This window comes from Nitrosococcus oceani ATCC 19707, assembly GCF_000012805.1.
Taxonomy (GTDB): domain Bacteria; phylum Pseudomonadota; class Gammaproteobacteria; order Nitrosococcales; family Nitrosococcaceae; genus Nitrosococcus; species Nitrosococcus oceani.
Window position 1 is genome coordinate 3,231,771 of the sequence record NC_007484.1, and the last position, 25,336, is coordinate 3,257,106.

23 protein-coding genes and 1 other RNA gene are annotated in these 25,336 nt (G+C 51.4%); 1 reads left to right on the top strand and 23 read right to left on the bottom strand.

Translation table 11 applies throughout. The features are described from left to right. Positions 1–166 precede the first annotated feature (166 nt). Complete coding sequence (locus tag NOC_RS15120) at positions 167–610, top strand: DUF721 domain-containing protein (RefSeq protein ID WP_002813594.1); 444 nt, start codon at positions 167–169, stop codon at positions 608–610. Between the two features lie 26 nt (positions 611–636). Here the strand turns inward: NOC_RS15120 and lpxC are convergent, their stop codons facing one another. The 23 genes from lpxC to NOC_RS15230 form a co-directional block, all read right to left on the bottom strand. Beyond that, positions 637–1,551, bottom strand: a complete 915-nt coding sequence (lpxC, locus tag NOC_RS15125) for a UDP-3-O-acyl-N-acetylglucosamine deacetylase (RefSeq protein ID WP_011331078.1) — start codon at positions 1,549–1,551, stop codon at positions 637–639. Between the two features lie 130 nt (positions 1,552–1,681). Next, positions 1,682–2,839: a cell division protein FtsZ gene (ftsZ, locus tag NOC_RS15130; RefSeq protein ID WP_011331079.1), complete on the bottom strand. Its 1,158-nt coding sequence runs from the start codon at positions 2,837–2,839 to the stop codon at positions 1,682–1,684. Between the two features lie 61 nt (positions 2,840–2,900). Then, complete coding sequence (gene ftsA / locus NOC_RS15135; protein ID WP_002812443.1) at positions 2,901–4,136, bottom strand: cell division protein FtsA; 1,236 nt, start codon at positions 4,134–4,136, stop codon at positions 2,901–2,903. Further along, positions 4,129–4,926 (bottom strand): cell division protein FtsQ/DivIB, encoded by a 798-nt coding sequence (locus NOC_RS15140; RefSeq protein WP_011331080.1) that lies wholly within the window; start codon positions 4,924–4,926, stop codon positions 4,129–4,131. Before NOC_RS15140 ends, ftsA begins: the two co-directional genes overlap by 8 nt. Further along, complete coding sequence (locus NOC_RS15145) at positions 4,916–5,866, bottom strand: D-alanine--D-alanine ligase (protein WP_002812557.1); 951 nt, start codon at positions 5,864–5,866, stop codon at positions 4,916–4,918. Before NOC_RS15145 ends, NOC_RS15140 begins: the two co-directional genes overlap by 11 nt. Next, a complete protein-coding gene (murB, locus tag NOC_RS15150; protein ID WP_002812289.1) occupies positions 5,863–6,759 on the bottom strand; it encodes a UDP-N-acetylmuramate dehydrogenase in 897 nt (298 codons plus the stop codon). Before murB ends, NOC_RS15145 begins: the two co-directional genes overlap by 4 nt. After that, on the bottom strand, positions 6,759–8,153 hold the full coding sequence (gene murC, locus NOC_RS15155) for a UDP-N-acetylmuramate--L-alanine ligase (RefSeq protein ID WP_002813251.1): 1,395 nt from the start codon (positions 8,151–8,153) through the stop codon (positions 6,759–6,761). Before murC ends, murB begins: the two co-directional genes overlap by 1 nt. Before the next feature lie 28 nt (positions 8,154–8,181). Continuing rightward, positions 8,182–9,261 carry an undecaprenyldiphospho-muramoylpentapeptide beta-N-acetylglucosaminyltransferase gene (gene murG, locus NOC_RS15160; protein ID WP_002813415.1) on the bottom strand — a complete coding sequence of 360 codons (1,080 nt, stop codon included), beginning with the start codon at positions 9,259–9,261 and terminating at the stop codon, positions 8,182–8,184. Next, entirely contained in the window at positions 9,261–10,415 is a 1,155-nt protein-coding gene (gene ftsW / locus NOC_RS15165) for a putative lipid II flippase FtsW (protein WP_002814160.1), read from the bottom strand. Before ftsW ends, murG begins: the two co-directional genes overlap by 1 nt. Beyond that, on the bottom strand, positions 10,409–11,770 hold the full coding sequence (gene murD / locus NOC_RS15170) for a UDP-N-acetylmuramoyl-L-alanine--D-glutamate ligase (protein ID WP_011331082.1): 1,362 nt from the start codon (positions 11,768–11,770) through the stop codon (positions 10,409–10,411). The genes ftsW and murD overlap by 7 nt, the downstream gene beginning before the upstream one ends. 89 nt (positions 11,771–11,859) lie before the next feature. Next, positions 11,860–12,936, bottom strand: coding sequence for a phospho-N-acetylmuramoyl-pentapeptide-transferase (mraY, locus tag NOC_RS15175; RefSeq protein ID WP_002813877.1), 1,077 nt, complete (start codon positions 12,934–12,936; stop codon positions 11,860–11,862). 4 nt (positions 12,937–12,940) lie between these two features. Next, a complete protein-coding gene (locus tag NOC_RS15180; RefSeq protein ID WP_002814260.1) occupies positions 12,941–14,305 on the bottom strand; it encodes a UDP-N-acetylmuramoyl-tripeptide--D-alanyl-D-alanine ligase in 1,365 nt (454 codons plus the stop codon). Further along, a complete protein-coding gene (locus NOC_RS15185) occupies positions 14,305–15,864 on the bottom strand; it encodes a UDP-N-acetylmuramoyl-L-alanyl-D-glutamate--2,6-diaminopimelate ligase (protein WP_002812123.1) in 1,560 nt (519 codons plus the stop codon). Before NOC_RS15185 ends, NOC_RS15180 begins: the two co-directional genes overlap by 1 nt. 16 nt (positions 15,865–15,880) lie before the next feature. Next, positions 15,881–17,593, bottom strand: a complete 1,713-nt coding sequence (locus tag NOC_RS15190; protein ID WP_002812670.1) for a peptidoglycan D,D-transpeptidase FtsI family protein — start codon at positions 17,591–17,593, stop codon at positions 15,881–15,883. Beyond that, on the bottom strand, positions 17,587–17,868 hold the full coding sequence (gene ftsL, locus NOC_RS15195; RefSeq protein WP_002813634.1) for a cell division protein FtsL: 282 nt from the start codon (positions 17,866–17,868) through the stop codon (positions 17,587–17,589). Before ftsL ends, NOC_RS15190 begins: the two co-directional genes overlap by 7 nt. Before the next feature lie 10 nt (positions 17,869–17,878). Further along, positions 17,879–18,826, bottom strand: coding sequence for a 16S rRNA (cytosine(1402)-N(4))-methyltransferase RsmH (gene rsmH, locus NOC_RS15200; RefSeq protein WP_002812352.1), 948 nt, complete (start codon positions 18,824–18,826; stop codon positions 17,879–17,881). Between the two features lie 17 nt (positions 18,827–18,843). Further along, positions 18,844–19,293, bottom strand: a complete 450-nt coding sequence (mraZ, locus tag NOC_RS15205; protein WP_002812897.1) for a division/cell wall cluster transcriptional repressor MraZ — start codon at positions 19,291–19,293, stop codon at positions 18,844–18,846. Between the two features lie 221 nt (positions 19,294–19,514). Beyond that, an RNA gene (gene rnpB / locus NOC_RS16480) (RNase P RNA component class A) lies at positions 19,515–19,868 on the bottom strand. Positions 19,869–19,924: 56 nt separating this feature from the next. Beyond that, a complete protein-coding gene (locus NOC_RS15210; protein WP_002814309.1) occupies positions 19,925–20,878 on the bottom strand; it encodes a cation diffusion facilitator family transporter in 954 nt (317 codons plus the stop codon). Between the two features lie 101 nt (positions 20,879–20,979). Next, positions 20,980–22,995: a TonB-dependent receptor gene (locus tag NOC_RS15215; RefSeq protein ID WP_244859987.1), complete on the bottom strand. Its 2,016-nt coding sequence runs from the start codon at positions 22,993–22,995 to the stop codon at positions 20,980–20,982. A 118-nt stretch (positions 22,996–23,113) separates the two neighbouring features. Beyond that, complete coding sequence (locus NOC_RS15220; RefSeq protein WP_011330422.1) at positions 23,114–23,611, bottom strand: IS630 family transposase; 498 nt, start codon at positions 23,609–23,611, stop codon at positions 23,114–23,116. A gap of 1 nt (position 23,612) precedes the next feature. Next, positions 23,613–23,945: an IS630 transposase-related protein gene (locus NOC_RS15225; protein WP_011330421.1), complete on the bottom strand. Its 333-nt coding sequence runs from the start codon at positions 23,943–23,945 to the stop codon at positions 23,613–23,615. Positions 23,946–24,073: 128 nt separating this feature from the next. Then, positions 24,074–25,267 carry a hypothetical protein gene (locus NOC_RS15230; RefSeq protein ID WP_002811906.1) on the bottom strand — a complete coding sequence of 398 codons (1,194 nt, stop codon included), beginning with the start codon at positions 25,265–25,267 and terminating at the stop codon, positions 24,074–24,076. Between the last annotated feature and the right edge of the window lie 69 nt (positions 25,268–25,336).

Consider the following 25,336-nt stretch of genomic DNA (forward strand, 5'->3'; position numbering starts at 1 on the left):
TGATAAGCCCCGTACACCGTTAGCAATAGGAATGTTAGTATTAAAAATAAGCAAGCGAAGAAAGCACGGGTACCCAGATGGATACAGTTTCGGCTTCTTGACGCCTTGGGAAGGATGATAATGTCCATTTTTTCCTTATCCTGGTATCAATCTAGGAATATTTACTATGCGAGTTACCCCATCCATTAACAAGGTACTTAAGACCACCGAAGGGAACTTGCAACGCCTGCTTACCCGAGCCAAAACCTTACAGCGGTTGACCTTTGAAGTTCGTCAATGCCTGCCGCAAGCCCTATCCTCCCATTGCTTAGTCGCTAACATTCGGGATAACCGCCTCATTATGCATACCGATACCCCAGCCCAAGCCAACCTTCTACGTTATTACATGCCTAATATTATCAAGCACCTACAGCAGCGTCAGGAATTTCGCAACCTTCGCAGAGTAGTAGTAAAAGTGCGCCCTCCCACTCCTCTTTTACCTTCTTCTCAAAAGCAGCGTCCTGCCCTTTCCCATGAGAACGCGGTTTTGCTCCGTAATATAGCGAGAGGAATGAAAAACTCTCACCTCAAAGCAGCCTTTTTACGCTTATCCTTAAGGTCTAAAGAATAATGACACTCGGCTTAGACAACCCAGCTTTATGCTGCCGTTAAAGGGCGGGTAAAAAGGATAGGAGCTGCGGTCTCGTCATCTTCAAAGGTGACGATTTCCCAAGCAGATTTATCTGCCATGAGGGCACACAGTAATTTATTATTTAAGGCATGGCCCGATTTATAACCGCTAAAGGCGCCGATGAGGGTATGGCCAAGCAAGTAAAGATCGCCAATGGCATCTAAAATCTTGTGACGGGCAAATTCATCCTCATAACGCAAACCATCTTCGTTAATCACCCGATAATCATCCACCACTACCGCGTTGTTCAGGCTACCTCCTAACGCCAGATTAGCTTCTCGCAAGCGCTCGATGTCTTTCATAAAGCCAAAAGTTCGGGCACGACTCACCTCCTTCACAAAGGAAGTAGAAGAAAAGTCAATTTCAACCCCTTGCGGTCGACCCTTGAATGCCGGGTGATCGAAATCAATGACAAAGGAAACTTTGAAGCCGTCAAAAGGCTCAAAACGGGCCCACTTACCCTCTTCCTCCATGAGCAACGTTTTTTTTATCAGTATAAAGCGCTTGGGCGCCTCTTGCTGGACTATTCCCGCAGACTGTATCAAAAAAACAAAAGGACCCGCACTTCCATCCATGATAGGAACTTCAGAAGCATTCAAATCCACATAAGCATTGTCAATGCCCAAGCCAGCAAAAGCCGATAGCAAATGCTCCACAGTAGCAATGCGTACCCCTTCCTTGACGAGGGTGGAAGAAAGCGTGGTATCTCCCACATTCTCTTCCCTGGCTTTTATTTCCACAGGGGGATCTAAATCAACTCTACGGAAGACGATACCGGTATCCACTGCTGCCGGCCTTAACGTGAGATAAACAATATCCCCAGTATGCAATCCTACCCCAGTAGCGCGGATGACATTTTTAAGTGTACGTTGTTTTATCATGGTAGAATATATTTCCTTTAGCCAATAATTCATCGGGTCAAGCACTTGCCGGGGAGGTAGCGAAGGACCCATACCCGCACGGACCCAATAATGGCGGTGCCCCCTATTAAAACTGGACTGGGTTGGAACATCAATCGGCCTGTCGGCGCAAAAATGCTGGAACATCCAAATAATCCATGCTGGAATCACTGCTCGTTGTGACTGGATCTCGCGATGAACCATGGCGGATAACCGTAGGCTTATCCAGCGTATGATAATCGATAGGTTCTTCAGGTTCAGACTGTTGAGAAGAAATCTGCGCAAGACTGATGGGCGCTTTCGTTTGGGTCTCCGGCTGTCCTAGTCCGGTAGCAACAACCGTAACCCGCAGTTCATTTTCCAGGCCGGGGTCAATCACGGTACCCACCACGACGGTCGCATTATCTGCAGCATATTCTTTAACTGTGCTTCCGACCTCCTCGAATTCGCCGATAGACATACTCGGCCCCCCCGTGATATTGACCAGCACCCCGCGAGCACCTTTTAGGCTGATATCTTCCAGCAAGGGACTTGCTACCGCCGCCTCGGCCGCCAAACGGGCCCGCTCCTCCCCCGTGGCGCTGCCAGAGCCCATCATGGCCATTCCCATTTCCGCCATGACTGTGCGAACATCGGCAAAATCCACATTAATCAAGCCAGGTCGGGTAATGAGTTCCGCGATTCCCTGCACTGCACCGAGCAAAACATCATTAGCCGCCTTAAAAGCATTTAACAGACTAATACTTTTACCCAGCACCGGCATCAATTTTTCATTCGGTATGGTGATCAAAGAATCGACATACTGGGTTAGCTCCTTAATTCCTTCATCGGCGATGGCTGCCCGCTTGCGCCCCTCAAAGGAAAAAGGCCGAGTCACCACGGCAACAGTCAAAACCCCGAGTTCCTTAGTGACTTGGGCCACCACGGGAACACCGCCTGTTCCAGTACCACCACCCATACCGGCAGTAATAAACACCATATCCGCACCGCTCACCACTTCCATGATCCGCTCCCTATCCTCCAGAGCAGCTTGGCGGCCAATTTCTGGATCAGCCCCGGCCCCTAACCCTTTGGTAATATTGTTTCCTAGTTGCAACACGGTATTGGCAGCACAATCTTTCAGGGCTTGCGCGTCCGTATTGGCGACGATGAAATCGACTCCTTCTATTTTGGCGTCCACCATATGCCGAATGGCGTTGCCGCCCCCCCCACCGACGCCAATGACCTTGATCACCGCACTTTGAGTATATGAATCCATCAATTCAAACATGGTCATTCTCCTTGTCATTTAAATTTCTATAATTGATAAGCTGGTCTAAATTCGAGTATTTTTAAAAATTCCCCTGAAACCATCCCCGCATCCTATCCCATACCCCCCGAACGCTTCTCAGCGGCCGACCTCCTAAACCCGGTGTGTAAGGATGATGATGCCCGAAAAGCAAAAGCCCTATGCCGGTAGCATGTACCGGGTTCCTCACCACATCAGGCAAGCCAGCCATATGTTGGGGTATACCGAGTCGTACCGGCGTGTGAAAAACTTCCTCCGCCAACTCCATCACCCCTTCCATTTTGGCGCTACCCCCTGTTAATACGACCCCCGCCCCCAGCAATTCCTCATACCCGCTCCGCTGCAACTCTTCCATAACAAGCTCCAGCAGCTCCCGGTAACGGGGCTCGATGACCCCAGCTAGCGCCTGGCGCGATAATCGCCGTGGCGGCCGATCGCCGACGCTGGGAACCTCAATGTGTTCATCAGGATGAGTCAATTGAGTCAAGGCACAGGCGTATCTCAGCTTAATATCGTCGGCATGCTGAGTCGGAGTTCTCAAAGCCACGGCAATATCATTAGTGACCTGATCGCCCGCAATCGGAATTACCGCGGTGTGACGAATCGCCCCGCCCACGAACACCGCAATATCCGTGGTCCCGCCACCGATATCTACTAAACACACGCCCAGCTCCTGCTCATCATCGGTAAGGACCGAGTAACTTGAAGCTAGCTGCTGCAAGATAATATCATCCGCTTCCAGCCCACACCGGCGGATACACTTAATAATATTCTGGGCAGCGCTAACGGCGCCAAACACCAAATGCACCTTGGCCTCTAGACGAACCCCCGACATACCGACCGGATCTCGTATCCCCTCTTGGCTATCAATAATAAATTCCTGGGGCAATACATGAAGAATTTTCTGATCCGCAGGAATGGCAACCGCGCGGGCGGAATCTATTACCCGTTCCACATCTTCCGTAGTCACCTCCTTGTCACGAATGGGTACAACTCCGTCGGAATTTTGACTACGAATATGGCTACCGGCGATGCCGGTAAACACCGAGTAAATCTGGCAACCCGCCATCGATTCCGCCTCCTCCACTGCCCGCTGAATAGACTGAACCGTGGAGTCGATATTCACTACCACACCTTTTTTCAATCCACGGGAGGGATGAGAACCAATGCCTACTACTTCAATCTCACCTTCAGGGTGAGTTTCAGCCACAATGGCGGCTATCTTAGAGGTACCGATATCTAGACCTACAATAAAATTCTTATCGCTACGCTTAGACATCGAATGCCGCCTCACGAACCCATGCGGGTGCTGTATTGCCGTGCCAGGTGATTGCAAAACCATTCGTATAGCGCATATCCACTCGCTTTATATCCTCTCGATGTAATCGCAACAAGTGGGCATAGATTTGCTGAAATCGGGTTAGACGTTGCTTGCTGTGAGCCCGCCCCAAAATCAATTCCATACCGTCTTCGAAAACCACATGCCAATCCCGCCGTTCTCCCATGGTGAGCTGAACCACCCGCAGCCCAAGAGAATTCAATTGCGCCTGTATTTTCTCTAAACGGCTAACTAACAATCGTTCACTGTCCGGAGGACCTTGTAATTTTGGCAACCCCTGAGGAAAACTCGCCTCAGGCGGGGTGAAAATCTCGCCTTCAATACTGATTAAGGCATCTTTACCCCAGCGCGCCAGGGGTATTTTCTCTTGAACTTCAATCTGTAAGGCATCAGGCCAAACCCGGCGTACATTTACTTGAGCTACCCAGGGTAATTCCTCCACTACCGTCCGTATCGTCTTCAGATTCACGTTAAAAAAACCACCTTTTACGTAACCAGCCGTTACCTTATGCAATTTTTGTTGAGTCACATACTTAAACTGCCCCTTGATGTTCACCTGACGCAGGGGCAAAGTTTCGGGGTCGGCGAGATGGTTAATTCCCCACACAACTACCCCTACAAGAGATAATGTCAACAAACCTTGGCCAATCGTCCACCATGGGAAGGCGCGGGGAGGCTGAGAACGACTCGCCCCACGCTGTACTCGGCGGTTTTTTTTCCTACGTGCCATCCTGGAACATTCTCCGCTCCAAACTACTTGCCAATATCTGCAAAACCATCTCATCGAACTCAATACCCGCAGCCTGGGCCGCCATCGGCACTAAGCTATGATCCGTCATACCCGGCACCGTATTGATCTCAAGCAAATAGGGATGTGCTTTCTCATCGCAGCGCAAATCCACTCGTCCCCAGCCGCTAGCCCCAAGGGCCTGAAACGCTTCTAAAGCTAGTGCCTGCAAGTCTTGCTCTTGCTTCTCCGAGAGCCCACAGGGGCAGAAATAACGGGTTGTATTAGCATGATATTTCGCTTCGAAATCGTAGAAAACGCGGGGCGTCTCCAAACGAATGAGCGGCAAGACTCGGTCCGCAAGAATAGCAGCGGTATACTCCGCCCCTGGTAGCCACCGCTCGGCAAATACCGCTGTATCAAAAATCACCGCTTCTCTATAAGCAGATTGCAACGCCTCAATGCTTTCTACTTTCATCATCCCCAAGCTTGAACCTTCCCGCGCCGGTTTCACAATAAGGGGTAAACCTAGGTCAGCCGCAATTAAAGCTGGATTTGTATCCCTGGTGAGCACAGAAAAATCTGCGGTAGGCAAATCCATTCCCCGCCAAAGCCGCTTACTACGCAGCTTATCCATGGTCAGGGCAGACCCCAATACCCCACTGCCGGTATAGGGCAAGTTTAAAGTTTCCAAAACTCCCTGAATAACACCATCCTCTCCCCCGCGTCCGTGCAGAGCTATAAAGGCCCGGGTAAACTGCCCTTTTGAAAGCTGCGTTAACACTCCTTTATCCACATCAATTCCATGGGCTTCAATTCCCTGCCTTAGGAGAGATTGAAGGACGGCGGTACCGCTTTTAAGAGAAATCTCTCGCTCCGCAGAATAGCCACCCATCAACACCACAACCTTGCCCCAGGCTTTGACATCCACCCTCCCTATCATGCCGGCTCTCCCACCATGTGGACTTCCGGCACCAAACTTACCCCTGCCTGCCGGGCTACGGTTTCAGCAACCCATTGAATTAAATGCTCAACATCGGCAGCAGAAGCATTACCTGTGTTTACAATAAAGTTAGCATGTCTTTCTGAGACCCGCGCTCCACCAATAGAGGCGCCTTTTAGTCCACAGGCTTCAATCAACCGTCCTGCCTTATCATTCCAGGGATTACGAAAAACTGAACCAGCACAGGGCTGGCGAATCGGCTGACAACCATTGCGCTGCCGCAGTAATCGCCGAATCTGCTGCTGTGCAACTTGACTATTCCCCAGCGTTAGGCGCAATTCAGCCGCCAGAAACCATTCCCGTTCCGGCCCATGGACTTCCCGATAGCTGACTTGATATTCTTGAGGCAAACGGCGGCAATGCTCACCCCCTATTCCTGCCACTTCCACTGCCGTTACCAACTCCCACATGGTGCCGCCAAAAGCACCCGCGTTCATGGCTAACGCTCCCCCTACCGTCCCAGGAATGCCTGCCAGAAACTCCGCCCCTCGCAATCCTTCACGGGCACAAAACTTCGCTAATTTGGCACAGGACACCCCCGCTTCAACCCATACCGTGGTGTCGGTACGACGCTCAATCCTATTCAAAACTCCTGCAATAGCAATCACCGTACCTGAAATTCCACCATCTCGAACTAGTAAATTGCTGCCAAGCCCGAGCCAAAGTAACGGCTCATTTCTAGGTAAAAAGCGAAGAAATGCTATCAAATCATCTCTATCCGCAGGGCGGTACAGGCGCTGGGCCGGCCCACCAACACGCCAAGAGGTATGGCTTGCCATAACCACATGGTGCCGCAACCAACCCCGCACTGAAGCGGCACTTATCCCCCCCATCAGCGCTTCCCTTCTAAGGAGATGGATAAACGCCTGGCCAGGGCACCGATATCACCGGCACCTACCGTCAACAGCAAATCGCCCTCCTGCAACAGATCAAACAGCATCTCTCCAATAATTTCCTTATCCTCTACCAAGATAGGGCTCACTTGCCCATGGGTTTGAATAGCCTGCCATAGAGCACGGCTGTCAGCTCCCCCAATCGGCGCTTCCCCTGCTGGATAAACTTCCAGCAAAAGCAATACGTCCACTTGGGATAATACCCGGATAAATTCTTCAAATAAGTCTCGGGTTCGGGTATAGCGGTGAGGCTGAAAGATTACCACCAGACGCCGCTCAGGCCAGCCGGCGCGGATAGCCTCCAAGGTAGCGGCGAGTTCTCGGGGATGATGCCCATAATCGTCCACCAAGAGCACCTTTCCTGCTGGCGTGGCAATTTCTCCATAGCATTGAAACCGGCGCCCAATACCGGAAAAGCCTTTCAAAAACCTTTGAATAGCGGAATCTGCTATCCCTAACTCATGGGCTACTGCAATAGCCGCCAGTGCATTTAAGGCATTATGGGCACCAGGCAAATTCAGAACCACGGTTAGCCAGTTATCCTTGCCTGGACGAGCCACCTGGAACTGGGTTTGGCCCTGGGTCTGCTTCAATTCCCGTAAGTGGTAATCAGCCTCCTTGCAAGTTCCGTAAGTCAAGACAGGGCGTCCAATGCCGGGCAATAACTCCCGTAATACAGGATCATCCAGGCATACCACGGCTAAACCGTAGAAAGGCAAATGATGCAGAAATTCCAAGAAAGCGGCTTTAAGGGCGGTAAAATCCCCCCCGTAGGCATCCATATGATCGGCATCCACATTGGTAATGACCGCCAGCAAGGGCTGCAGCAGCAAAAAAGAGGCATCACTCTCATCCGCTTCAGCCACTAAATATTCACCCTTCCCTAGCCGGCTATTAGCACCAATACTATTCACTTGGCCGCCAATCACGAAGGTGGGATCCAGATTTGCCTCCCCAAGAATCCCGGCAATCAGGCTTGTAGTCGTGGTTTTGCCATGGGTTCCAGCCACGGCAATGCCGTACCGGAAGCGCATCAACTCCGCTAGCATTTCTGCCCGTGGCACTACCGGAATGAGGCGGCCACGAGCAGCACTCACCTCGGTATTATCTTCATCAATAGCACTTGAAACTACTACCACATCGCAACCCTCAACATGTTGAGGGTCGTGGCCGATCCTAATTTGGGCACCCAAGCTTAGGAGCCGTTGAATGAGCTGATTCTTGCGCAAATCCGAGCCCGAAATCTGATAGCCTAGATTAAGCAGCACCTCGGCAATTCCACCCATGCCCACCCCGCCGATACCGACAAAATGAATTCGTCGAATCCGCCGCATCATAGGCGCAATGGGTGCCACCTGGGGTTCAACCACTAGCTACCTCCAGGCAACGTTCGGCGACCCGCTGGGCCGCGCCTACCCTATGGAGCTGCCGGGCTGCTTGAGCCATGCTTATGAAAGTAGAGTAATCCGCTCCCAAGCGCTCGATTTCTTGCGCCAGCCGCGAAGGGGATAGCTCCTTTTCCGGTAATAGTAGAGCAGCCCCCGCCACAACAAGATAATCCGCATTAGCTCGTTGATGGTCATCAATTGCTAATGGAAACGGCACCAGTAACGCGCCAATCCCCGCAGCCATTAACTCTGCCACCGTTAACGCTCCGGCGCGGCACACCACTAGATCAGCCCAGGCATAAGCCGCCGCCATATCATCAATAAAAGGTACTAACCGAGCCTCCACTCCCGCCGCTCGATAAGCAACCACCGCCCCTTCCCACTGCCGAGAACCGCACTGATGCCAAACCTGAGGGCGTACCTTGGTGGGCAACAGGGCCAGTGCCTGAGGAACGGTTTCATTTAATATTCGTGCCCCCTGGGAACCGCCAAGAACTAACAAGTGGAAGCAGCCCTGCCGGGCCTGAAGCCGAGCTCGCGATTCGGAAAGCTGCTCGATACTTTCCCTCACTGGGTTTCCGGTCCATTCAGCCTTTCTCGCGGGAGGAAAAGTGCCGGGAAAGGCTTCCATCACCCGACCGGCCAGCGGAGCCAGCAACCGGTTGGCCGTGCCTACAATCGCATTTTGTTCATGAATCAGCAAAGGCCGCCGCAGTAGCCAGGCTCCCAAGCCCCCTGGCCCAGAAACAAACCCACCTAGCCCCAACACGACCGCCGGCTGCCAGCGGCGCAGAGCACGCAAAGCTTGAGATAAAGCAAGCAACAATTTGAATGGCGCCCTTAACCAATGGGTTAGACCCTTACCACGCAAACCACCAATTGAAATCCACTCGATAGGATAACCCGCCTTTGGCACCAGCTCGGCTTCCAGCCCATGGCGAGTTCCCATCCATACCACCTCAACCCCCCATGCCCGGAGCCTATCGGCCACCGCCAAGGCGGGAAATATATGCCCCCCCGTGCCGCCAGCCATGATAAGCACCCGTATTGCCATTATTTAATGCCTCTCCGGGCGGTTTTAGGGAAGCGGGTCTCCAGATCCACCCGCAGTATAAGCGCTACTGCAATGCAGGTGACGATGATGCTACTACCCCCCGCGCTCATAAGGGGGAGAGTTAACCCCTTGGTGGGAAGCACTCCCATATTGACCCCCAAATTGATAAACGCCTGTAACCCTATCCAGATTCCGAGACCATAGGCCAGATAAGCACCGAAAACACGACCTGCCCGCTCCGCTGCCCGCCCAATCAGCAAAGCCCGGTAAACCAGCACGGTAAACAGGGCAATCACAGCTAAACTTCCTACCAAGCCTAATTCCTCAGCCAAAACTGCATAGAGAAAATCCGTATGGGCCTCGGGCAAATAGAATAATTTTTGAATACTGTTGCCTAATCCCACCCCAAACCATTCGCCCCGGCCAAAAGCAATCAAAGCCTGGGTCAATTGGTAGCCACTATCTAGAGGATCAGACCAGGGATCGAGAAAAGAAGTTAACCGCTCCATCCGATAGGGAGAACCCCAAGCTAGGGCAGCGAGTCCCACTCCCCCTATGGCGGCAAGCAGCACAAAATACCAAAGACGAGCCCCTCCCAGAAACAGCATTCCCAGCATGGTGGCGAACAGAATAACTACCGCGCCAAAATCAGGTTCCAGCAGTAATAGCAGCCCCACTAGAGTTAATACCCCTACCGGGAAGAAAAACCCCCTTACGGTAGTGCGCACCTCATAACTGCGGCGCACCAAATATCCGGAGAAATAAACCACCATAAATAACTTCACTAACTCCGAAGGCTGCAGGCTTATAGGTCCAATAGCCAGCCACCGCCGGCTACCATTGGCCTCTACGCCAATACCCGGCATTAACACCAGCAACAATAGCCCCAATCCGAACAGCAACAGCACCGGACCAAACCGCTCCCAAAAGATTAACCGTATCCGCCAAACCACAAAAGCCGCGGCCAATCCCATCAATAAAAAGATCCCTTGGCGCCAAAGAAAGCGAGGACCATCGGCAATGGCTAAGGAAGCCGAGCCCACCATCACCCAGCCAAGGCCCGCCAAAGCCAGCGCTGCCCCAAGCAAATAGAGATCTGGCTGCGATACACTACCGCGAGCCGCTTGCCGGGTAGATAAGAAACGGTTCAACATGACAAGATCTCCCGTACAGCTTGCCTAAACGCTTGACCGCGAGCTTCAAAATCAGCATACATATCGAAGCTAGCGCAGGCAGGCGATAACAGGACGCAATCACCAGATTGGGCCAAGACATTCGCTTTAACCACCGCCTCATCCATGCTATTAACCCGATAGAGGGGGGGGCCACTGGCTAACACCGCTTCCAACCGGGAAGCATCTTGACCCATCAAGACAACTGCCCTGGCCCGCTGGATCAAAGGCTTGGATAAAGGAGAAAAATCCGCGCCCTTGCCGACACCTCCTGCAATAAGTATCAGCTTGCCTTGGCAGGGAATTCCTTCAATCGCAGCTACCGTGGCACCTACATTGGTTCCTTTGGAGTCGTTGTACCAGCGCACCCCGTTTACCTCTGCCAACCACTCGCAACGGTGAGGTAAACCGGAGAATGCCTGTAAAGCCGACAACATCGCAGCGCGAGGCAATCCCACGGCCTCCCCCAGCGCCAGCGCGGCCAAGGCATTGGCTAGATTATGGCGCCCAGCTAAAGGTAACCGCCGAGCCGATAGCAGCCGCTCATGGCCGCGGACCAGCCAAGTTTCACCGGCCCGCTCTTGTAAGCCGTATTCATCAACAGCCGGCATCCCCAAGGTAAATCGAAGGCAAGGCCGATGGGGTTGGACGAGGCTTGCCACACGAAAATCATCGGCGTTAATAACCATCGTCCCAGTCCCCCGGTAAATTCTGGCTTTCGCCTGACAATAGGCATCTAGATCGGGGTATCGATCCATATGATCGGGACTGATATTAAGGACGCAAGCAGCAACGGCATCTAGGGTATACGTAGTTTCCAATTGAAAGCTGGATAATTCCAGGATATAAAGATCCGGCACCGGCTTTTCTAGCAATTCCAAGGCGGGGGTTCCCAAATTGCCACCCGCGAGTACCTGCCTGCCTGCCTGGCGCGCCATCGCTTCAAGAAGCGAGGTCACAGTGCTTTTACCATTAGAGCCGGTGATCCCTATCACGGGCGCCTTGACATAGGAAGCAAATAATTCAATATCCCCTACCACAGGTATTCCTCTTGCCCGAGCTGCCAGGATTGCTGGCTCACTCAAGGCTACGCCAGGACTGACGACCAATTGTTCGGCCTCCGCTATCAGGGCAGCATCAAAACCACCCAGCCGGAGCACCGCATCAGGATTTTGCTCCTGGAGGGCAGCCAGTCCTGGCGGGGACTTACGACTGTCCATGACTGCTATCGAGAAGCCGCGGCTAGCTAGGAAGCGGGCACTAGATAGTCCGGTTTTGCCGAGACCAAGAATCACGCTAGTTGCCGCCACTTGGGGCTGTAGGGGTTCATTCAACACGTCACCATCCCGTCCATGAAGAAAAAGCACTGGCTGAACTTACGGCTCCATTCCTTATAATGCCTAGCATTTCTATAGTTTCTATAAAATTAGCGAATTTTCAGGGTTGCTAAGCCAATCAATACCAAGATGACAGTAATAATCCAGAAACGAACAATCACTCGAGGCTCCGGCCAGCCCTTAATCTCAAAATGATGGTGTAAAGGCGCCATACGAAAAATACGCCGTCCCGTTAGCTTGTAAGAAGCCACTTGCAGCATGACGGACACCGTCTCAACAACAAACACCCCTCCCATAATGAAAAGCACTAGCTCTTGCCGTACTAGAACTGCCAGTATGCCCAAGGCAGCACCTAAGGCTAAGGCGCCGATATCCCCCATAAACACTTGAGCCGGATAAGCGTTGAACCAAAGAAACCCTAACCCAGCGCCCACCAGGGCACCACAAAATACGACTAACTCTCCTGCCTCTGGAATGTAGGGAATCCCTAAATACTGAGCAAATCCGCTATGCCCCGCAGCATAAGCAAAGATCCCCAAGGCGCCCCCTACCAGCACGGTAGGCAGTACAGCCAACCCATCCAGGCCATCCGTGAGGTTAACCGCATTGCTGCTACCGACTACCACAAAGTAGGTCAGCAGAACATAATAGCCCCCCAAATTCACCGCAACGTCTTTAAAGAAGGGAACGATCAGCTCGGTCTCCGCCGCCACCGAGGCGGTAAAATACAAAAACAGGGCAACTCCCAAGGCAATCACAGACTGCCAGAAATACTTGTACCGGCTCGTTAATCCCCGAGAATCCTTAGCAAGCAGCTTCTTGTAATCATCCACAAATCCCACCCCTCCGAACAGGAGGGTTACCACCAACACCACCCAAATGTAGCGGTTGCTCAAATCTGCCCACAATAATGTTGCCGCGGCAATAGCCACCAGGATAAGGGCTCCCCCCATCGTTGGAGTCCCTGCTTTACAAAGATGAGTAGTGGGTCCGTTTGAGCGCACCGGCTGGCCCACAAATTTCAAACGGCGAATCATGGGCGGCCCTACGACAAAAGAGATCACCAAAGCGGTCAACACGCCCAAGATAGCCCGCAAGGTCAGGTATTGAAATACATGAAAGCCGCTATCGAAGCGAGCAAGATAGTCGGTCACATATAGTAACATTGCCCTAACCGCTCTCCCCGCTGCTGCTCAAAACCGCGACTATTTGCTCCATACGCATACAGCGGGAGCCCTTTACCAGCAGGGTGATATTAGGATGCAACTCCTCTTGCAAAACCTCCAGTAAGGACCGCTGCTCTAAAAAATGCAATGCCCCCCGCCCAAAAGCTTCCGCCGCAAAAGCACCCAGACGACCCAGGGTATAAAGTCTGTTCACACCCGCTGCCCGAGCCTGTTTTCCCATGATTCGATGCAAAGAGGCCGCTTCTTCTCCAAGTTCGGCAAAATCGCCCAGCACCAGGGCACGTTCTCCAGGAAATTTGGCGAGCAATTCCAAGGCTGCTTGAAAAGAGGCAGGGTTGGCATTGTAAGTGTCGTCAAGCAGCCGCATCCCACCGATTCCCCGGCGGATCTGCAACCGGCCTGGAACAGAGGACAAAGCTGCCAGAGAAGCGCTCAGATGCTGCCGGTCCACTCCCAGGGCAATGGTAGCGGCGCTTGCCGCAAGGGCATTAAGAACATTATGCCGTCCAGGCAAGGGTAACTGAATCTTAGCCTTGCCGGCAGGAGTAATGAGGGTGAAACAGCTACTCCCAGTAGAAGCCACTACATGACGGGCCGTTACTTCCGCGGATTTGCTTAAACCAAACCCTATCACCGGCAGCTCGCCTGCCAAATCTCGCCAATAGCTAAAACAAGGGTCATCGGCATTAAGAATGGCAACGCCTTCTGAGCCCATCCCCTGGAAAATTTCCCCCTTAGCGCGAGCCACTCCCTTGAGATCGCCAAATCCATCTAAATGGGCTGGCCCCGCATTGGTAATGAGGGCCACCTGAGGACGCGTCAAACGACTCAAATATTCAATCTCGCCAGGCCGGTTAGCACCCATCTCGATTACAGCAAAACGATGACTTGTATCGAGCTCCAACAAGGTCAAAGGAACACCGATATCGTTATTAAGATTACCTCGGGTCGCCAATACAGGCTCCCTCCAGCCTAGGACCGAGGCTATCATCTCCTTAACTGTGGTTTTACCATTGCTGCCGGTCACCGCTACGATGGGACGGACAAAACGCTGGCGCCAGCAGGCTGCTAACTGACCTAAGGCGATTCGGGCATCTGCAACCTCAATCTGGGGTAGCGGATCATTAATCGCTTGTTCTAACAGGGCAGCACTTGCCCCTTTTTCCCGCGCTTGGGCGATAAAGGCATGGCCATCAAAACGCTCCCCTCTCAACGCTACAAACAAGGACCCAGGCACTAAGGAACGAGTATCAGTACTCACCCCGCTCGCAGCAACATTTGCCCCCTGCAACCGCCCCTGAACTGCAGAAGTTAGTTCTCTCAGACTCATGGCGAATCCCCGCGCCATCAGCGCAACCCTCCTCGCCGCTGCCGCAAAGCTTCTTGCACCTGCTCCCGATCACTGAAGGGGCGCTGCTCAGCGCCGATCTGTTGATATTCCTCGTGCCCTTTTCCAGCAATGAGTACGATGTCCTCAGGTCCAGCTAATTGGGTAGCACGGATGATTGCTTCAGACCGGCTCCTAAACTGGTAAACCCTATCTGGATTATGAATGCCGGAGAGAATATCTATGATAATTTGGATGGGATCCTCATCCCGGGGATTATCGTCCGTCAGTATCACAAAATCAGCCAGACGCTCAGCTGCCGCCCCCATTAAAGGACGTTTACCGCGATCTCGATCCCCGCCACAACCAAACACACACCATAACCGGCCTCCTGGACCCAAATGCATCTGTAAGGAGCACAAAACTTGTTCCAGAGCGTCCGGGGTATGGGCATAGTCCACTACCAATAAAGGTTCACCTTCCTTCTCGCCAAAAGCCTCCATACGCCCGGCCACTGCCCGAACCTGGGAAAGCCGCTGCAACGCCTCGGTAAAGGGCATCCCAACCACCAGCAATCCACCAAGAGCGGCCAGCAAATTATAAGCATTAAATCGGCCCAGCAGAGAGCACGTTAATTGCCCTTCACCCCAAGCACTTTGAACCGTCATGGCAATACCATAACGGTCACAATGAAGTTCACTGGCCCAAAGATTAGCTTGAGGATTCGTTATTCCGTAGCTAATGGCCGCTACCTCAGAAGGAAGATTCGCTAAAAAAGCACGGCCTGCGACATCGTCTATATTAATAACGGCATGGCGTAGTTCAGGCTGGTTAAAGAGGCGAAATTTGGCGGCTTCATAGCGGACCATATCACCGTGATAGTCAAGATGTTCGCGGCTTAGGTTGGTAAAAATAGCAGTATTAAAAACCACCCCATTGACCCGCCCCTGTTCCAGGGCATGGGAAGAGACTTCCAACACCGTATAACGGATCCTTGCCGCCGCCATGGCCGCCAATTGTTCCTGCACAGTCACCGCATCCGGGGTGGTGAGGGGGCTAGGTTGGAGCGTGCCCACCAGCCCCTTGCCCAGGGTTCCCACCAAACCACAAGGAATCCCTTGCCGGTGAAGCGCTTGAGCTAAAAAATGGCTAACCGAGGTCTTGCCATTGGTTCCCGTAACCCCCAACACACAAACCTGCCGTGACGGCCGAAGGTAAAAACGATCGGCTATTATTCCTACCCTGGCGCCTAAATCAGGTAAAGGGATTAATGGTATATTTTGGACCTGTAACCGCGTTTGGATTGCTGGAGAAACGGGAATTACCGGATCATAAACAATCGCAGCGGCACCTTGATCCACAGCGGCACCGATATGGCCATGGCCTGACCGTTGTGTCCCCTGGCAGGCAAAAAACAGCGCTCCGGGAGCAACCCGACGACTATCCAGAGATAAGCTACTAATCCGCCGTTCCTGAACTGCCCCAATGGACACCCATTCTGCCAGCAAATCACTTAAACAGCAGCTTCGATCCCTGGATGCCGCCACCATTGCTCCACGCTCTCTTGCTGCCGTTTCCATCTGCGTCCTTACTAGCTTACCCGCTATTTTCCCGCTCCGCTAAACGCAGGGGAGGCAAATTGTCCGGTGCAATGTTCAGCAATCGCATTGCCCCGATCATCACTTGAGAAAAAACCGGAGCCGCCACTTGTCCCCCATAGTATTTCCCCTGGGGTTCATCGATCAGCACCACTGCCGCTAAACGGGGATGGCTGGCGGGGATAAGACCGGCAAATACGGCAAGATACCTTTCCTTGGCATATCCGCCCCGAGTCGCTTTTTTCACCGTACCTGTCTTACCCGCCACCCGGTAGCTAGGAACATAGGCTCGCTCTCCCGTGCCACCATCACTAATCACCTCTTCAAGCATAGACAACACTGCAGGCGCAATGCCCTCAGACCACACCTGACGCCCCTTTATGGCCTGTTCTCGATAAAGGAAGCTGACTGGCTTTAGCTCACCTCCCGCCCCTAAAGCTGCGTAAGCCCGAGCTAACTGCAGCGGGGTTACCGAAAGGCCGTAGCCAAAAGCCAGCGTGGCTTGCTCAATTTCCCGAAAAGGAAAAAAACGAGGATTAGGCAAATGGCCTTCCGCTTCGCCAGGAAATCCACTGGCTGTTGAAGCCCCTAGCCCCGCTTGGGAAAAACCCTGCCAGAGACGCTGCGGATCGAGGCTTAAGGCAATTTTACTTGCGCCTACATTGCTTGATTTTTTAATCACTGTGCTGACGTCAATGCGACCATAATTACGAATATCACGAATGGTATAACGTCCTACCCGGAAGTAACCGGGTGCTGTATCAATAGGGGTATGGGGATAATACTTTCCCGACTCCAGCGCTATCCCTATCGTGAAAGGCTTGATAGTAGAACCGGGTTCAAATAAATCCGTAACTGCCCGATTACGATATAAATGGCTTTTCAGCTGAGAACGATCATTGGGATTGTAAGAAGGCTGATTCACCATCGCTAAAACTTCACCGGTGCCAACATCCAGAATCACCAATGAACCAGCGCGGGCATTATGGGCCTGAACCGCCGTTTTAAGTTCCCGATAAGCTAAATACTGAAGCCGCAGGTCAATACTTAAGCGCAGATCTCGTCCCGGCCGCGGGACTCTCAGATTCTCCACATCCTCCACTACCCGCCCACGGCTATCCTGGATAACCCGCTTTTTACCCGGAATTCCTCGCAGGGTCTCATCAAAAGCCAACTCCAGGCCCTCCTGGCCCCGATCATCAATATTGGTAAACCCCACCACATGGGCCGCTACTGGACCCGCAGGATAATAGCGCCGGTATTCCGATTGGAGATTAACGCCGGGGATATCCAGAGCTTGTACTCGCTGGGCCACATCGGGTTCGACCCAGCGATTCAGGTACACAAACTCCCGCTCACCTCCTTCTTTTATCCGTTTTTCCAGATGGGCCATGGAAACGCCTGCTGCTTTTGCCAGTGCGCGCCATTGTTCCCTAGCCTTACCTAACAGTTGAGGATTGAACCATATCGAAGCCACGGGTGTGCTCACGGCCAAAGGCTCCCCATGACGATCAGTAATGATGCCCCGATGAGCAGGCATCTTCACAACCCGAAGGTGACGGGCTTCTCCTTCCCCTCGCAGGAAATCGCAGTCGAGCACTTGCAACTCGATGAGGCGCCAAGCCAGCCCAGCAACGGCCACGGCAAAAACAAGCCCTACGACCCCTAAGCGGCCAGGATAATCCTTATCGTGTCCTCGTCGGCTTACCATTTCATAAGTGTGATAATGACCACTTCGCTTGGGTTCGGCACAACCATCCCAAGCCGTTCATGAGCCAAGTGTTCCACCCGCCCCTGCCTAGCCAATGTACTTTGTTCCAGAAGTAAACGCCCCCATTCCTCATCTAATTGATCCCTTACCTTATAAAAGCTCTGTAACTCCATAAATAGCTTGCGGTTCTCATGCTTGACATAAACCACGGCCACGCCCGAACCTATAACCAAGGCACTTAATACCGCTACTAACAACCAGCGCGCCAGGACCATGAACGCTCCGCTAATACGTCTGTTTCTCCGCTACCCGTAGCCGTGCGCTACGGGCTCGAGGATTATGGGCAATCTCTTCTGGGACCGGCCAAATCGGCTTACCTAATACTTTCAGGCTAGCTTGCTGAAAATCCTTCTGCATGACTGGTAGATCCGGGGGCAGCTCTTCCCCCCGGGCTTTCTCTCTAAAAAAACGTTTAACGATTCGATCCTCTAGAGAATGAAAACTTATCACCGCCAAACGTCCCTTGACCGCAAGCGCCGCCAGCGCCTGCTCAAGCGCGGCGCGCAGTTCTTCCAATTCATGGTTGATAAAAATACGGATTGCTTGAAAGGAGCGGGTCGCAGGATGCATCCTTCGTTCCCAACGGGGAATAGCTTTGGCTACGACTTCAGCCAGTTGCTTCGTGCGAGTCAGAGAATTGAGTTCTCGGGCCTGGATAATGGCTCGGGCAATGCGTCGGCAATAGCGCTCTTCTCCATAAACCCTAAGAACCTCTGCGATCTCTTTTTCTTTAGCATTAGCAAGCCATTCGGCCGCGCTTTGTCCCACTGTTGGATTCATGCGCATATCCAAAGGCCCATCCCGTAAAAAACTAAAACCTCGCTCAGCACTCTCAAGCTGGGGAGAAGAAACACCCAGATCAAACAACACTCCATTTATCCTTTTTAACCAGCCCCGCTCCGACACTACCCGGGCCAAATCTCCGATAGAAGCCTGAACAATGGTAAAACGCCCGTCCTTTTGGGCTAGGGCATGACCCGCAGCGATAGCTGCTGGATCTTTATCCACGCCCAGCAAGCGTCCTTCGCTGGACAGCGCAGCTAAAATTGCCTGGGCATGGCCGCCACGGCCAAAAGTACCGTCTATATATAGGCCATCTCTCCGAATGGCCAAGGCTTGAATAGCTTCTCGCAGCAGCACAGGTTGGTGGCTTGAGATTTCATTGTTATCCATAGGGGCATTTTCCGTTCTCAAAGCGCTAATAGGGCCAGCTCCCGAGTCAGTTCTTCTTTGGCCGACGCCTCCTCTTTTGCCATTTGCCGTTCCCAAACCATCGAGTCCCACAGTTCAAATTTGTTGCCCTGCCCCACCAAGCTAATATTCTTCCCAAGCTCTGTCCGGCTCCTCAGCTCTAGTGGTAACAGAATACGACCATGACCATCGAGCTCGCACTCCTCTGCATGACCAATAAGTCGTCGCTTGATATACCGAGCCTGGCGATTATGGGAGGGCAAGGCTACCAATTTCCGCTCTACAATTTCCCACTCGGGCAGGGGATATAACTGCAAGCAAGGCTCAAGCAAATCAACTGTGATAATGACTTTACCATCGCAACAGATCCCTAAGGATTTGCGGTATTTGGCAGGTATGGATAACCGTCCTTTGGCATCCAGGTTGAGTGTGGTTATCCCCCGAAACAACGCCTACCCCTCAACTGAGCCATCTCTCCCACTTTAGCCCACTTTAGCCCACTCGGCCTCATAGTAGGTGCGCGCACCGCAGAGTGTCAACAGAGACTTAAGAGTTTCCTTTAAGTTTTCCCTGAAATAGCATATTTTTTTCAAAAATTTCAAGTATTTACAAACGAATGCTTGGGAAAAGGTTGAAGCTAAGAAGAAAGGGGAAAGGCAATAATGCGAAAGGATTGAGACGACCGATAAGCCGGGTTCTGTCGTGGACAGCCATTCATCTGGGATACATGTCACCATGCACCTCAAGCAGCCTACCCAGGAACGATGCGGGCCACATCTTTGTTCCTCTATTTGGCCTTGCTCCGAGTGGGGTTTACCTTGCCACGGTGTGTTGCCACCCGCGCGGTGCGCTCTTACCGCACCATTTCACCCTTACCGGCGCCCGCAGACGCTTAGGCGGTATATTTTCTGCGGCACTTTCCGTAAGCTCACGCCCCCCAGGCGTTACCTGGCACCCTGCCCTATGGAGCCCGGACTTTCCTCATTACCTGAATTCAAGGTAACGCGGCTGTCTGGTCGTCTCATTAAATTATAATAAGCTTAAATAGAAGGCGGGTTCTACATTTTGCTTAAATTAATTCTACCCGAGCGAATCTTCTTTGTCCTTGTCTATCGGATCCTGGTGGATAATAATCTCTGCTTGGGGAAAAATATTCAAGACCTTAGCCTCTACTTCTTTCCCTATCCGATGGGCCCGGTACAAACTTAACTGCCCATCCACACCTAGATGAAATTGAATAAATATATTTTGGCCGGCAGCTCGTGTCCGGAGATCATGGAAATCGAGCACTTCAGGATGGGATAAAGCAAGTTGGGTAATCTGCGCGCGCTTTTCTTCCGGCAGCTCCCGGTCCATGAGCTGGTCCAGCGAGCGGAAAATAATTTGCCAGGCAGTCCATAAAATATAAGCTGCAATACCCAACGCAAACAGTGGATCAGCCAGAGTCCAGCCCCCAAGCGTGCTTAACCCAATAGCCGCTATAACCCCCAAATTAACCAGCACATCCCCCGTGTAATGGAGCGAGTCCGCGCTAATCGCCAGGGAACCCGTCTTACGTATTACGCCGCGCTGATAGTAGACTAAGGCAAGCGTCAGCATAGTGGATACGCCCATCACGCCTATACCTAAAGCGCCATTTTCTACTGGCTGCGGTACCCATAGTAGCCTTATGGATTCCACCGCTAGAAAAAGCGCGGACCCCGTAATAAAAGCCGCCTGGCCTAACCCAGCCAAGGGTTCAGCTTTACCATGACCAAAACGGTGCTCCCGATCAGCTGGCGTCAGCGCGGTACGCACCGCAAACACATTAATCAGGGAAGCCGCCACATCTAGGGCAGAGTCAATCAAAGCGGAGAGCATAGCTACAGAGCCCGTCACTAGGTAAGCACCTAACTTAATCACCACAAGAATTACCGCCACCGACACGGCGGCATAGGTGGCACGCTGCGTAATCCGAGCATGATCACGAGATATAAGGACGGTTTCCGAAGGAAATATCGCCTTTTTAAGCTTATTTTCGGTTTGAGCCTTCATCCTTTCGCTCGCTATGAAATAAATGGGATTAGCGCAAGATGCATAAATAATTGGCGGTGGGGGTAAAAACAAAACCAGCTATCTGTCGGCGAATTTTCCGCTCAAAAACGGACCACTACGCTGCCGCGAATACTACGCGGAATGACAGGATGAAAAAGAATATCCGGAACGCCGCTTGATGGCTCTCCCGGCAGGCGAGAATCATAAAAATAAGCAATATCCGGATCTTCCGAGTTCAGAAGATTCAAAACGTCAAGCGCTATTTCCCATTGCTTAGCGTTGTACCCTGCTTTTAAGTTGAGCACTGTAGTACTGCGCGCTTTTACGTTCCCCCCCTCGGTTAAAGGAGAATCGCCATAATGGCGAAGACGCAGTGCGCCAAAAAAACGGGTATTGGCCGGCCAATCCATGGTAACGCCTGCACTAATCACCCGTCCCAAAGAATTGGGCACTTCCCCTCCTCCAGCAAATTTTGCTTTTGAAAACGCAAAGTCCGCCTCCAACGTGAGCCAGGAGATCAACTGATAGGAATTAGTCCATTCCACGCCGTAGCGATTACTGCTACCGGAGGGTTCAGTCGTGCCCGCATCACCCACAAAAACCAACTCAGAATCTAAAGCAAGGTACCATACGGCCAATGTCGTTGTAAGCCCCGGGATCCCCTGGTTCTTAAGACCCCCTTCTGCCCCTTGGGATCTGACCAAAGGATTGACTTGCTTAAGCGGCATGCCTGTTTCAGGATCCACCGTTGCCGTAACGCCGCGGGCATCATTGCTATGAAAACCATAGCCTGCATTAATAAAATATTCCGTTTTAGCCCAAGGTCCTAAGATAAAGCTCAGTTTCGGGCTGGCGATAAAATCCGTTCGATCGCCGGTATTTTCAGGCAGCCTACTATTCACATCAAAATTGTAAAAATCGCCCCGCAATCCTACAACGGAACGAAATTTATCATTCCATTTTATTTCGCTTTCTCCATACCAACCTACTCTGCTTTGATAGACCTGGTCGCTGCGGACAGTACTTAGGCTCTTACGAGCCCGGGTGTGAAAAAGCCCCACCTCACCAATCGCATCATGGCGAAACTGCAAACCAATGGTATTAGCAACCTCTCGCTCGCCCCAGGCCAAAAACCAGGTATGCTCGGCTTCGGTGCCCACCACCCAGCGCCGATCTTTTTGATGTATCTGATCACCATTAAGGGGATCCTCAAGAAAAAAGGTAAAATTCGAGTAGAGATCGAGATCGTAGTAAAATCCATAGGCTGTGATATGAGTGCTGCTATTAGCCCGGTGATGTCGCCAGTTCACACCCAAACTATACCGGCTGCTTTCCCCCCCATCCGTGGGATCAATCGTGCCTAGACGGGAGATAAGCCCTTGCTCCACAGCGCGTTGCGGGATTTGATCCGTCGCCTTCCAACGCCCATGATAAGCTGAGCCCAATAAGGTTAGACCTTGGGCGCTATCACCCACCGTATACTTAATAAGCCCCTTATACTGCTTGCTATCATTGGAATGCACCCAAGGTCCATTATAAAAATTAAATTCACCCGCATAAACCAGATCACCCTTTCCCAATTGGCTGGAATCAGCCAATAAACCACGATAAAAATCGTCCTCTCCAACGGCCAACTTCGCAATCCCCTGAGACAGCCGATTAAAGGTTTGGATGCGGGCGTTTCCCGCCGAAGAAAAATCTCCAACATCCGCATAGTAAGGGCCTTTTTGAAAGGCAATACTCTCAACCATCTCAGGAATAAGACTATTTAAATCAAGATAGCCCTGTCCATGGGCATGGGTAGGCAAATTCAGCGGAATTCCATCAATGCTGGCTGAAAAATCGGTACCGTGATCCAGGTTGAATCCTCGCAGAAAATATTGATTGGCTTTACCCGGCCCGCTGTGCTGGGTTGCAATCATTCCCGGCACGACTTCTAGCAACTCGCCAATCCTTAACAGGGGCCGCTTTTCGAGTTGAACATAGCTGACGCGGCCTTGGGAAACCGAAGCAGTAGGCCCAGTTAAATCTTTGGCATACTCGGTAACATTGATTTTATCTAATTCGGCTGTTAGCGGCTCAGACTCTACGGGATGGGCATAAATCGCTTTACTCAAAAAAAAAGCGCGCAACCTCCTCTAAGAAGAGTGCTCCAAATCTTCTTATCCTTCATGAAAATTACAACGATTTTTATTTTTATTTATTAGTCATGCTTAATTATAGCTAAATCTATAATTACTGATACGCTGCAACGATATTCTCAAGGGTTTCATGTTCGTTGTATTCTCTGATTTTTTTGATATTTCCGAAGTCTTTTTCTATGGGGTTAAAGTCAGGGGAATAAGGGGGGAGGAATAAAATTCCCGCCCCTGTTTTTTTGATGATTTCACGTGAAGAAACGGCTTTGTGGAACGGAGCATTATCCATGATGACAATGTGGTTGCTGTTGAGCAAGGGGCAAAGCTCTTTTTCCAGCCATGCATTGAACACAGCCGTGTTACAGGTTCCCTCAAATAGAAACGGCGCTTCAAAGCCTTCATCCATACGGGCGGCCAATAAAGAGGTTCGCGGTCTGCGATGACCGGAGATCAGACCATAAACACGCCGCCCCTTTGGAGCGTAAGCGTAACGACGGGAAACCTCCGGCTCAAAACCGCTTTCATCAAGATAGACAAATCTTTTGCCGCGGCGGCGATAGCGTTCACGAAGGCGAAGAAAGCTCTTTCTTTTCATATTACAGCGCTGCGTGTACCCCGTCATTTTTTTTACGGGTTAACCCCATTTTGTGCATCGCATGCCAAATACAGTAATACGAAACGCCAAAATGCCGGGCGCGTTCTTTATAGGTGAGAGCAGCCTTGTCTTCCACATGGACCCGTAAAGCCTCCCAGTCCAGCTTGTGTGAACGGCGAGGGCCGGGACGCTCGTAACACAGCGCATCATCCTGCGACAACCAGCGATAAATGCTCGCGCGGCCTACCTGAAATCTCCGGGCCGCTTCCGCCTTGCTTCCACCGCCCCTTACAAAATCGATTACTCGTTTGCGCAAATCAATTGAACATCTCATCACAACAGTATGAATGAATATAACACAAATGTCTCAATATTTATAAATTTAGATATAGGTTCCCAAACGGCACTTTCGTCAAATGATCCACTGCAAAATGAATCATTGCCAGTAATATATTACCCTGCTTACCGCAACTGGAGTTGAACACCAATGCCAACCGCACTGACTTTTTCTCCTTCCACGCCAGGGACCCAAACCCTTCCCTTAGTATTAATATCACCGTATTGGTAAAAAAGAGAGATCCTAGCGTCATGTCCGTCTAGAACATAATTAAGGCCCACTTCAACCTCATTACGGTCTGAACTGTTACTGGGCCTATTATCCGTCCAGCGCATATAGGGCTGAAATTGACCTACCCATACTTGTTGAGAAAACAGATAAAGCGCCGTTGCCATATAGGCATGCCCTTCAAAGATGCAAAAGCAATTTGCAGCGGCTAACGCAGCTTGATCTAAATTAGGAACAAAATATTGGTACTCTCCCTCGAGGGTCAACACATCTTTATTGGCAAGCACTTTCTCTATGAGGAGATCCGCATTGGTTCCTAAAAAATCCGCCGGATTTTCGCTCGTGCCAACGCCATTATCTTGATATTGAAAGGCAGCAGCAACGGTAAAAATATCGCCCGCCGCGCCATAATAAGTGCTGCTAGTGTAATAACCTGGATTTTGCTCTACATTCCAGAAGTTATAGCTCAAGCGCGCCGCGTACAGGGGGCCAGGCGCATCCTGGTGGCCGCGAAATATACCGGCCACATAAGTGAATCTTTTCTCCGCGCCTAAAGCACCCCAGAGATTCATCCCTTCATCGCGGCCGAACCGTCCCGCCTCACGATTCTCGCCAGAAAAATCGGAAGGATAGAAAGGAGTTCTATTAAATTCGAAAATATTTTGAAAAAAAGGACCGCTTAGCTCTCCCCGGGTAGCGGGAGTTAGCATGCGTCCTAGCCAAACATTGAAATAATCGGTAATGTCAAATTTTAAGATTCCATCCAATATCGTGATATCCCCTTCCTCCTCGCAAGCTGCGCACTCGGTATTAAATTCAAATTTAATATACTTATGCAGCTGCCCGTTAACATAAATACGAAAATTATTGATAGTGGGATTGGTGCTCCAACCATCGCCCGTTACATTACCGTTCTCGGTTGCCTTAAAGCTCGATTTTAAACCGCCACCAACACTTATCCATTTAGTTTCATCAAGCTTGTAGTAACCTGCTGCCGCCTGAACCACGCTAGGGAGCCCCATGATAACCAGGATAAAGACGCTAGCAATGCCTGAGCGGTAATGCCCTTTCTTGTCATTGCTTCGAGACACCTTAATCGTTTCCTCTTTTGTAATTTTATTGAATTCTAACCGCTGTTACAGCGCCACTACCTAATAAAA